This window comes from Actinomyces sp. S4-C9 (assembly GCF_000758775.1).
In the GTDB taxonomy this organism is placed as follows: Bacteria; Actinomycetota; Actinomycetes; order Actinomycetales; family Actinomycetaceae; genus Gleimia; species Gleimia europaea.
Genome location: NZ_JRMU01000017.1, coordinates 1 through 10,076, shown reverse-complemented (window position 1 = coordinate 10,076; position 10,076 = coordinate 1). Strand labels below are relative to the sequence as shown.

The window sequence follows — 10,076 nt, the reverse complement described above, 5'->3', positions numbered from 1 at the left end:
GGGGCTGACCGTGCATTGGTCAGCCCCGCATCTTGGTGCTTTATCTAGCCTTTGAGGAAGTTCGCTCCAACGCGGATCTGCTTGGGTAGTAGACCCTGGTTCTCTGCGACGTCATCAGGCGAGACGCGCTTGCGGAATACCCAGTAGGAGTATGCCGTGTATGCGAGGACGATCGGTACCATCACGATCGCTACGGTCAGCATCACGACGAGCGTCGAGTGTGAGGACGACGCTTGCGCGATGGTGAGAGAATATGCCGGATCGATGCTGGACTTCATCACGTTCGGTGCCATTGCAACGAAGATGAAGGAGACAGCGCCGGCAATTCCAACCGAGGACGCGAGGAACGAGCCCATCGAATTGTTGAGCGCCTTCTGCGATAGTGCGGCGGACACGATGAGGGCGATTGCGGCAACCACGAGTGGTAGCCACGCCCAGATGGATCCGGCGTAGGCGATTACTGCCCACAGTGCCCAGATCGCGGTAACGCCAGCGGCAATGATCGAAAGCTTGGAGGACAGAGCCTCCGCGCGGTCGTGCACCGGGCCAGCAGTCTTAAGCGACAGGAACTGTGCGCCCTGGGAGAGGGCGAGAAGCAGAACAGCTGCGCCACCAAGGAGTGTGAACACCGTGAGGAGCGAGAAGAAACCGCCCGTCAGGTGGTGTACGGAGTGTACGAGCACATCATCGGTGATTGGGGGCGTCACGGCCTCAAGGGTCATCGGGTCTACGACCTCGATCTTCATGCCCTGTACGAGGTTTGCGAATGCAACGCCGAACAGTAGGGGAACGCCAAAACCTGCAACCGTGTGGATGGTGTCCCAAGTGGAGCGCCATTTAACGGAGTCAATCATCTTGCGCCACTCGATCGCTGCGATGCGCAGGATGAGGAGCACAAGGATGAGGAACAGTGCTAGGTACATGCCGGAGAACATGGTGGCGTACCACTCTGGGAATGCTGCGAAGGTTGCGCCACCTGCGGTGAGGAGCCAAACTTCGTTGCCGTCCCAGTGAGGGCCAATGGTCTTCACAGCTTGGGAGCGTTCTTCGTCGTTCTTAGCGACGAACGGGAGGAGGGCACCAACGCCAAGGTCGAAGCCTTCCAGAATCAGGTAGCCGGTCCAGAGGACGGCGATGAGAATGAACCAAACGATACTGAGCCAACTCATTGTTTATACCAACCTTCCTCAGTATCCGAACGACAGGTGCGTGTCGGGGGTTACTTCATTCGTCTTCGAGTAGGGCACATGCATGCCTTCGCGTACCCAGCGACGCAACAGTAGGAACCAGATGACGCCGAGCCCGCCGTATAGGAGGGTGAACAGCACCGTGGTTACCAGCACCTGTCCCGCCGGGACCGTACCCGATGCGGCGAACTCAGTGAGCTGGAGAACGCCACCAACTGGATCTTGGTTCAGCGCACCTGCAATGTTCGGGTATACCACCCATGGCTGGCGGCCAATTTCGGTGAAGATCCAACCTGCGGATGCGCCGATGAACGGCCAGGGCAGGCAGAAGAGGGCGAAGTTAGCCATCCACTTGGAACGGGCGAGCTTATCGCCGCGGTACCAGTAGAGGATTCCTAGGCCCAGCAGCATTGAAATGAGGCCGAGCGTAACCATGATGCGGAAGGAGTAGAACACTGGCATCGATGGTGGGCGGAAGTCGTACTGCGATGCATCACCGTAGCGCGAAGTGAACGACTCGTTGGCGTTAAGCATCTCGACCATGCGGTCTTGGATGTCGCGCACGCCTTCTACTTCAGCGTTGAAGGAGTTGTGCGACAGGAACGATGCGAGTCCAGGAACCGTGATGAAGCGGGTCATATCGCCAGAATCGTCGAGGGGGCATTCGCCAAAGCCAGCGACGGTGAAGGCGGCGCCTTCGGTATCCATACAGATGCCTTCAGCAACAGCCATCTTCATTGGCTGGAGTTTAACCATTTCTACGCCCTGGAAGTGGCCGGTTGCTACGGTGCCAAGGCCAGCGATGATGAGGGCCCAAGCGCCGAACTTAGCGATCGGCTTCCAGATTTCGCGTGCTTCGCGTTCACCGTGCTCCCCAGCATTTGCGGAACGTACTGTCCACCACACTGCGATACCGGCAACGAAGGTGCCAGCTACGAACAGGGAGGTGAAGAGGACGTGTGTGAATCCAAGGAATAGCACGGGGTTGGAGATGACCTTGAAGAAGCCGCCGGCTCCGTCAAGTTCTGCGCGGCCGGTGGCCGGGTTGTAGAAGGCGCCTACAGGATGCTGCATCCAAGAGTTTGCAGCGAGGATCCATACGGCTGAAAGCGTGGAGCCAATGGCTACAAGCCAGATGGCAACGAGGTGCATCCGCTTTGAGATGCGGCCCCAGCCGAAGATCCATAGGCCAAGGAAGGTCGATTCCATAAAGAATGCGAGCAGTGCTTCAACTGCTAGCGGTGCGCCGAAGATGTCGCCGACGAAGCGGGAGTATTCGGACCAGTTCATGCCGAACTGGAACTCCTGCACGATGCCGGTGGCGACGCCTAGCGCGAAGTTAATAAGGAACAGTTTTCCGAAGAATCGCGTTGCCTGCAGCCAGACCTCATTACCGCTTCTGTGCCACTTGGTTTGCATGATTGCAACCAGGAGACCCAGGCCAATGGTTAGGGGTACCTGTAGGAAGTGGTAGACAGTTGTGATTGCAAACTGCCACCGCGCCAGAAACACTGCGTCGAGTGCTGCTGGGAGGACGGTCATGTTTCCGCCTTTCCGAGTTGATAGGTAATTGAGGTCGGCGATTTTCGACGACCCCTCTTAGACACCACTTTATGCATGAATACAAGGTGTGCACGGAAGATTTATCTCCAAATCGAGATTCTATCTGACAAAGCGTGTAATAACGCGCATGTTAGGCCGCTCACAAGTGCCGTTTTTGGTAACGAAACGGTAAACAAAAAAATAATTAGACAAAATTATTGTTTCTAAAAAGATTTTGTCAAGAATTGACGAGGCTGTTTTCGGTCCAAGTTTGAGGTGGTGAAAATGCTGTCAAAGGACGCATTTTCGTCCCCTGTGCCGCCGTATTCGTCCGATCTTCGTATATTGTGCGATAATTCCTCCTGGAGATACTTTCGCCATACCGTGAAAGTGGCGCAAGCAGGTGATGTTTTCTCCCTGTATGGCGCTTGTGTTAGCTGCTTGGGCTACACCGTTTAGGTTTCCGTCTGCGTAAGACGGCTGCTGCAGGAGCTTGGTATGAAGTCCTGCGCTAACTGGAGAAGGCTTGTGACAAAAGAAAATAATAATGAGGCTGATCGCGGCGAAAAAGGGGTCGAAACCGATCTGTTTTCGCCCGGTGTAGGCGCCCCGGTTTTCTCGGGCGCGCGCAAAGCGAATGAGGAGATCCCGCAAGGGACAAAGGTCCCTGTGGCTGCCGCAGCGACGCTGCTGTTCCAAGCTCCGACGATTTCTCACCCCGACACAAGCGGGAATGATGATGAGCGTCCCGCTCGTAAACAAAGGTCTCGCAGGCGCGTAGATGATTTGGAAGAAGAGGTTGCGGACTCGTCCTCATTCGATGATGGCGAGAGCGTCAGTGAACAGTCACAGGACACTGGCGACGATGTGAACGAAGAGCAGGTCACTACGGTGCGCAGGCGTAGGCGTAGGCGTTCTTCGACAGAAGATGATTCTTCTGAACTGTCGAATGAGGTTGAGGGCGTCAAGGGTTCAACGCGTCTAGAGGCTAAACGTCAGCGTAGGCGTGAGGGGCGTCGAGAGAACCGTCGCCGTCAAGTTGTAACCGAATCGGAGTTCTTGGCCCGGCGTGAGTCTGTGAAGCGCGAGATGATCGTGCGCGAGAAGAACGGTTTAAACCAGATCGCCGTTCTTGAAGATGGGTTGCTTGCGGAGCATTACGTTGCGCGCCGCACCCAGCAGACAATGGTGGGCAACATTTACCTCGGTCGCGTGCAGAACGTTTTGCCGTCAATGGAGGCGGCGTTCGTTGACCTTGGAAAGGGTCGTAACGCGGTTTTGTATGCGGGTGAAGTGAACTGGGAGGCGCTCGGATTCCAAGGCAGGCCGCGTCGCATCGAACAGGCTTTGAAGTCGGGTGACACAGTTCTGGTGCAGGTCACGAAGGATCCGATCGGGCATAAGGGTGCCCGTCTGACCTCGCAAATCACTTTGGCAGGCCGCTTCTTGGTGCTGGTGCCGGACGGGCAGATGACTGGTATTTCGCGCAAGCTTCCCGAGAAGGAACGGGCGCGCCTGAAGAAGCTACTGTCTAAGATCGTTCCGAAGGATTCGGGAGTAATCGTCCGTACCGCTGCGGAGGGGGCGACGGAAGCGCAGTTGCGCGATGATGTGAATCGCCTGCAGGCGCAGTGGGACGAGGTCGTACAGAAGCAGAAGAAGGGGCAGAAAGCTCCGGTGATGTTGCGATCAGAGCCAGAGCTCGCTGTTCGCGTGGTTCGCGATGTCTTTAACGAGGATTTTTCTTCGCTAACGGTGCAGGGCTCGGGTACGTGGAAGACCATCAGCGAGTACGTGTCAAAGCTGTCACCGGACCTGGAAGATCGTTTGGTTCACTGGACCAAGCGCGAGGACGTGTTTCACTCGCATCGCGTTGATGAGCAGCTTGCGAAGGGAATGGATAATAAGGTCTGGCTTCCCTCGGGTGGTTCCTTGATTATCGACCGCACGGAGGCAATGACCGTCATCGATGTGAACACGGGCAAGTTTATTGGCTCAGGTGGCACTCTTGAAGAAACGGTCACCATGAACAACCTGGAGGCTGCTGAAGAGATTGTTCGGCAGCTTCGGCTTCGCGATATTGGCGGAATCATCGTCATTGACTTTGTTGACATGGTGCTCGAGTCTAACCGCGACCTCGTGCTACGCAGGCTGGTGGAGTGCTTAGGGCGTGACCGTACCCGTCATCAGGTTACGGAGATTACGGCTCTAGGCCTTGTACAAATGACTCGAAAGCGGGTTGGTGAAGGGTTAGTTGAAGCCTTCTCTACCCCGTGTGAGTGCTGTGAGGGCAGGGGCTTCATCGTTCACTCCAGTCCTGTAGAGAAGGATAAGTCTGGCCACGCTATCGCGCCGAAGAAGCAGACGTCAGAGCCGGTGAAAGAGCCGGAATCTGATGAGAAGCATGAGGAAGTGAAGGCAGCGCTTTCGGCAATAGCAGCCTCGGCTGCTTCTAAACATCACGAGGCTGAGGAAGACGCGCAGGGTAACTCGAAGAAGTCTGATCGCAGGCGCGGACAAAGAAATCGCAAACGCCGCGATGACAAGAATTCAGAAAGTGAGTCCAGCGCCCCTAATGCGAGCGGAGCTAACGAGCTAGAAGATTCGTCTGAGCAAGAAACCGGTGCCGAAGAATCCAAGCCGAAGAAGTCTGAGAGTGGACCGGGGCATAAGCGCGATTCGAAGCAGTCGAGAGGGAAGCGGGACGGCGCCAAGGTATCGAACCAAGGCGTGGCCACAGACGGGAGCGAGCCGGAAGGCAAGCGAGCCAGGAAGGTGTCCGCGGGTAGTCAACGTAAGGAGTTAGCTTCGGCTCCTCGCGCCGCAAATCTTCTAGAAGCTGCAAATCATTCGGGTGAAGCCGCGGTAGTGCCCCGCAAGCGAGCGCGGCGAGCGGTCACCATGGAGGTAGGAAACCCCAAGGTCAAGCTCGATCTGCCCGAGCCGGTAAAAACTGAAAAGATTGGAAGGCCCGCGGCTGTGAGCCTCGATGACATTCAGTTACCCGACGCTTCTTCCCGCCCTGCTAAGAAGGCTAGGCGAGCGGTAATGTCGCAACCTAATGCCGGTGGGGAAGAGAATAAGTAAACTCAAGACGACACGCGCGCGGCTCCGGTGGTGAATCCCACACGCCTACAGGCGGCAAAACGAGCAAATTCGTTTGATTGCTACGCGCGTTTCAAGTAGTCTTGATCGTCGGTGCGTTTCTTTGAACGCATAGTTAATTCGTAATCTATTAAGAGATGAGCAGCAACGTGGTCTACGCGATCGTCAAGGCCGGCGGCCGACAGGAGAAGGTGTCCGTCGGTGATGTCGTCGTCGTCGACAAGTTGGCAGGAGAACCCGGCGATACTGTCGAACTCCAGCCCCTAATGGTGGTCGACGGTGACAAGGTAACCTCGGACGTGTCGGAGCTCGGCAAAGTTAAGGTAACCGCTGAAATCGTTGAACCCGCCAAGGGTCCGAAGATTTCTATTATCAAGTTCAAGAACAAGACTGGCTACCGCAAGCGCCAAGGTCATCGTCAGCCCCTGACGAAGATCAAGGTAACTGGCATCAAGTAGTTAGTGTTCCTAAACTCGTTTTAGGACTGACAGAAAGAAGCTGAAAGATGGCAAGTAAGAAGGGACTCGGTTCTTCCAAGAACGGTCGCGACTCTAATGCCCAGCGTCTCGGCATCAAGCGCTTCGGAGGCCAGTTTGTACAGGCCGGCGAGATTCTAGTTCGTCAGCGCGGGACTCGTTACCACGCTGGTGAGAATGTAGGCCGCGGCAAGGATGACACGCTTTTCGCACTCGTTGCAGGCGATGTTGAGTTCGCGAACAAGCGCAATCGTCGCGTCGTTAACGTGGTTGAGGCAGTATCTGCCTAACTAGTCTTAACGCTTTGAGGGTGATTGGGGTTTCCCATCACCCTCAAAATTTTATTATCTGGATTTGTAGAAGCTTGCCGTGTAGGGAGTAGCTATGGCGTCTTTTGTTGACAGGGTGACTTTGTACGTTACCGGTGGCAATGGTGGTCACGGCGCCGCATCGATTCGCCGTGAGAAGTACAAACCACTCGGCGGCCCCGACGGGGGAAATGGTGGCGATGGTGGAAACGTGATTCTTGAGGTTTCGGATCAAACCACGTCTCTGCTTGACTACCACCATCTTCCGCACCGCAAGGCTGAGAATGGCACTCCTGGTCTTGGTGGAGACGGTGAGGGTCGAAACGGTGAGGATGTGGTACTTCCGGTTCCAGTGGGCACAGTGGTTAAGGATGCGGATGGGTCCCTCATCGCTGACCTGACCGAGGTGGGGACACGCGTGGTCATCGCTGAGGGTGGTAGAGGAGGCCTTGGCAACGCGGCATTGGCTTCTCGTAAGCGCAAGGCTCCGGGTTTTGCGTTGAAGGGTGAGCCGGGCGAGGAACGCACGGTCATTCTGGAACTGAAGTCGGTTGCTGACGTTGCGCTGGTTGGTTTCCCATCCGCGGGCAAGTCTTCGCTTATCGCCGCCATGTCGGCTGCCCGTCCGAAGATTGCGGATTACCCGTTTACAACACTGGTCCCGAATCTGGGGGTTGTGCAGGCAGGCGAGATTCGCTACACCATTGCGGATGTGCCGGGCCTGATTCCAGGAGCTTCGGAGGGTAAGGGACTTGGTCTGGAGTTTTTGCGCCACATTGAACGTTCGTCTGTGATTGTGCACGTTTTGGACGCGGCAACGTTCGAGCCTGAGCGCGATCCGGTTTCGGACCTCAAGACGATTGAAGAGGAGCTGGCTCAGTATCGTTCCGATTTGGGCGAGTTGGAAGGCTATGTGCCTCTGGGCGAGCGTCCGCGCGCGATTGTGGTGAATAAGATCGACATCCCCGATGGTCGCGATATGGCACATATGCAAAGCGAGGAGTTGCACGCGTTTGGCTGGCCGGTTTTTGAGGTTTCTGCGGTAACGCACGAGGGCTTGAAGGAGCTGTCTTTCGCGCTTGCGAAGATGGTGCAGGATCATCGTGACTCGATGCCCGAGATTGAGCCCGCACCCACGGTATTGCGTCCGCAGGCGATTGGCGGACGTGAACGTGATGAGGTCATTACGGTTCGCAAGGTCTCTCACGCTGGGCAGGACTTGTTCCAGGTTCGAGGCCGCAAGCCCGAGCGTTGGATTTTGCAGACTGATTTCGCAAATGATGAAGCGGTTGGTTACCTGGCAGATCGTTTGAGTCTGGCGGGAGTGGAAGACCTCTTGGCACAGGCTGGTGCGTTGCCGGGTGATCCCGTGGTGATTGGATCCATTGAAGATGGTGTCATCTTCGATTGGGAGCCGACCATGGAGACAGGTGCCGAGTTGCTTGGCCCACGCGGTTCAGACATGCGGTTTGAGGGTGGCGAGCGCCTGACCAGGCGCGAACGCAAGGCGCGTTTCCACGAGCGTATGGATGCAAAGCAGGCGGCTCGCGACGAGCTTTGGATGGACCGTGAAGCCGGAGTTTGGACCGATCCGGACGAGTAATGCGTATAAGCTTCCGGCATCCTTTCAAACCCGTAGGATAGGGAAGTAGTTAGCGGCCGGTATTTGGATTGAATGTGAGGCACGTGAAGGGCGAGGTATTGAATCATAGGCCGTCCATTGGGGTGATGGGCGGTACGTTTGACCCGATTCACCATGGGCACCTCGTTGCGGCCTCGGAAGTAATGGACGTGTTCAATCTGGATCAGGTGGTTTTCGTTCCCACTCAGATGCAACCGTTCAAGGAGGGCCGCAGGGTTACGTCTGCGGAGCATCGCTATTTGATGACGGTGATTGCAACGGCCTCGAATAATCGCTTCACGGTTTCACGCGTTGATATTGACCGCGGGGGCACTACGTACACGATTGATACGTTGAGCGATATTCATGCAATGAGGCCGGATGCTGACCTCTTCTTTATTACCGGCGCGGATGCGCTGGAACAGATCCTCACGTGGAAGGATTCAGACAAGCTTTTTGAGATGGCACATTTTATTGGCGTGACAAGGCCGGGCCACGAGCTGAACGCGAGGGGGCTTCCGCCGGCGTCGGTGTCTTTGCTGGAGGTGCCCGCGATGGCAATTTCGTCTACGGATTGTCGCGCGCGCGTGAAGGCTGGCAAGCCGGTGTGGTATTTGGTACCGGACGGGGTTGTGCAGTACATAGATAAGTACGGCCTGTATAGGCAGTAGTGGTTTTCGAGGCCGGAAGGTGGATTTTGGAACTTAGTGATTCTACGAGGCAGTACCTGCAGGTTGCGGTTAAGGCTGCGCAAGATAAGTTGAGCGTTAACCCGGTTGCGATTCTAGTTGGCGAGCGCACTCCATTTACGGACGTATTCTTGGTCGTTTCTGCGTCGAGTGGTCGCCAGGTGCAGGCTATTGCAAATGAGGTCACCGATAAGGTGTTGGAGGCCGGAGGCAGGCGTCCGCGCGTGGAGAGCGGCGAGGAGCTTTCTTGGGTTCTGATGGATTTTGGCGATTTCGTGGTTCATGTTCAGTTGGATGAGCAGCGCGAGTTTTACGCGTTGGAGCGTTTGTGGGCAGATTGCCCGATTCTTGAGCTTTGAGGAGTTGAGTGGCTTATGGGTGACGCGCCCCTTGTTAAGTCTCGTGTGATTTTTGTACGCCATGGCCAGACAGACTTCAATATCGGAGGTCGCGTTCAGGGCGTGATTGATATTGAGCTAAATGAGGTGGGACGAGCACAGGCCGCCGAGATGGGGCCTATCGTGGCGACATTTCAACCAGATGCGATTGTTTCATCTGACTTGTCGCGCGCGATGGATACGGCCCATGAAATCTCGAGGCATTCGGGCTTGGAAGTGGTTGCGGATCCGCGGATTCGTGAACGCAACTTTGGTGCTTTTGAGGGGTTGAGCCGCGATGAGATGCTGGCTGAGCATCCGCAGTGGTATCGCGAGTGGCGCTCAACGGGTGATTGCGCAGGAGCACAGATCGAGTCTCGTGAGGATGTGGGGCAGCGCTTCGCCGAGGTAGTTGCGGAAGTTGTTAACGCTGCCCCCGGCACGTACGTGTTTGTGTCGCACGGGTCGGCTATTACTCAGGGGATTACCCAATTGCTCGGGATTGCGCCGGGATCTTGGTCTGGTCTGCGCGGCCTGGACAACTGTCACTGGTCGATTCTGGAGCAAGCTGATAGGTCCCCGTACTGGCGCTTGGTAGGACACAACATAGGGGCGTGACAGCCGCTCGTCGGTAGTGGCTTGCGCGTGAGCGGTCGCACAGGTGCCGGTTTGGCTAGGGCAGAGTTGTTCTGTATAGTTGTTACTTGTTTAAGGGGCTATGGCGCAGTTGGTAGCGCGCTTCCATGGCATGGAAGAGGTCAGGGGTTCGAA

The 10,076-nt window shown here is 56.1% G+C and carries 9 protein-coding genes; 7 read left to right on the top strand and 2 right to left on the bottom strand.

What is annotated here, in order from left to right:
- Positions 1–44: 44 nt before the first annotated feature.
- On the bottom strand, positions 45–1,169 hold the full coding sequence (cydB, locus tag HMPREF1628_RS07145; RefSeq protein ID WP_034510045.1) for a cytochrome d ubiquinol oxidase subunit II: 1,125 nt from the start codon (positions 1,167–1,169) through the stop codon (positions 45–47).
- Positions 1,170–1,187: 18 nt separating this feature from the next.
- On the bottom strand, positions 1,188–2,729 hold the full coding sequence (locus tag HMPREF1628_RS07140) for a cytochrome ubiquinol oxidase subunit I (protein ID WP_034510043.1): 1,542 nt from the start codon (positions 2,727–2,729) through the stop codon (positions 1,188–1,190).
- 498 nt (positions 2,730–3,227) lie between these two features.
- Between HMPREF1628_RS07140 and HMPREF1628_RS07135 the strand changes: the two genes are divergently transcribed.
- The 7 genes from HMPREF1628_RS07135 (at position 3,228) to HMPREF1628_RS07105 (ending at position 9,923) form a co-directional block, all read left to right on the top strand.
- Complete coding sequence (locus HMPREF1628_RS07135) at positions 3,228–5,816, top strand: Rne/Rng family ribonuclease (RefSeq protein ID WP_034510040.1); 2,589 nt, start codon at positions 3,228–3,230, stop codon at positions 5,814–5,816.
- A gap of 155 nt (positions 5,817–5,971) precedes the next feature.
- Entirely contained in the window at positions 5,972–6,292 is a 321-nt protein-coding gene (gene rplU / locus HMPREF1628_RS07130; protein WP_034510036.1) for a 50S ribosomal protein L21, read from the top strand.
- Positions 6,293–6,339: 47 nt separating this feature from the next.
- Positions 6,340–6,600 carry a 50S ribosomal protein L27 gene (rpmA, locus tag HMPREF1628_RS07125; protein WP_016443457.1) on the top strand — a complete coding sequence of 87 codons (261 nt, stop codon included), beginning with the start codon at positions 6,340–6,342 and terminating at the stop codon, positions 6,598–6,600.
- Positions 6,601–6,694: 94 nt separating this feature from the next.
- Complete coding sequence (gene obgE / locus HMPREF1628_RS07120; RefSeq protein WP_034510033.1) at positions 6,695–8,221, top strand: GTPase ObgE; 1,527 nt, start codon at positions 6,695–6,697, stop codon at positions 8,219–8,221.
- Positions 8,222–8,295: 74 nt separating this feature from the next.
- Positions 8,296–8,910 carry a nicotinate-nucleotide adenylyltransferase gene (gene nadD, locus HMPREF1628_RS07115; protein ID WP_034510029.1) on the top strand — a complete coding sequence of 205 codons (615 nt, stop codon included), beginning with the start codon at positions 8,296–8,298 and terminating at the stop codon, positions 8,908–8,910.
- A gap of 26 nt (positions 8,911–8,936) precedes the next feature.
- Positions 8,937–9,287 (top strand): ribosome silencing factor, encoded by a 351-nt coding sequence (gene rsfS, locus HMPREF1628_RS07110; protein ID WP_034510048.1) that lies wholly within the window; start codon positions 8,937–8,939, stop codon positions 9,285–9,287.
- 15 nt (positions 9,288–9,302) lie between these two features.
- The gene (locus tag HMPREF1628_RS07105; protein ID WP_034510026.1) at positions 9,303–9,923 is read left to right on the top strand and encodes a histidine phosphatase family protein; all 621 of its coding nucleotides are present in this window, start codon (positions 9,303–9,305) and stop codon (positions 9,921–9,923) included.
- Positions 9,924–10,076: the final 153 nt, after the last annotated feature.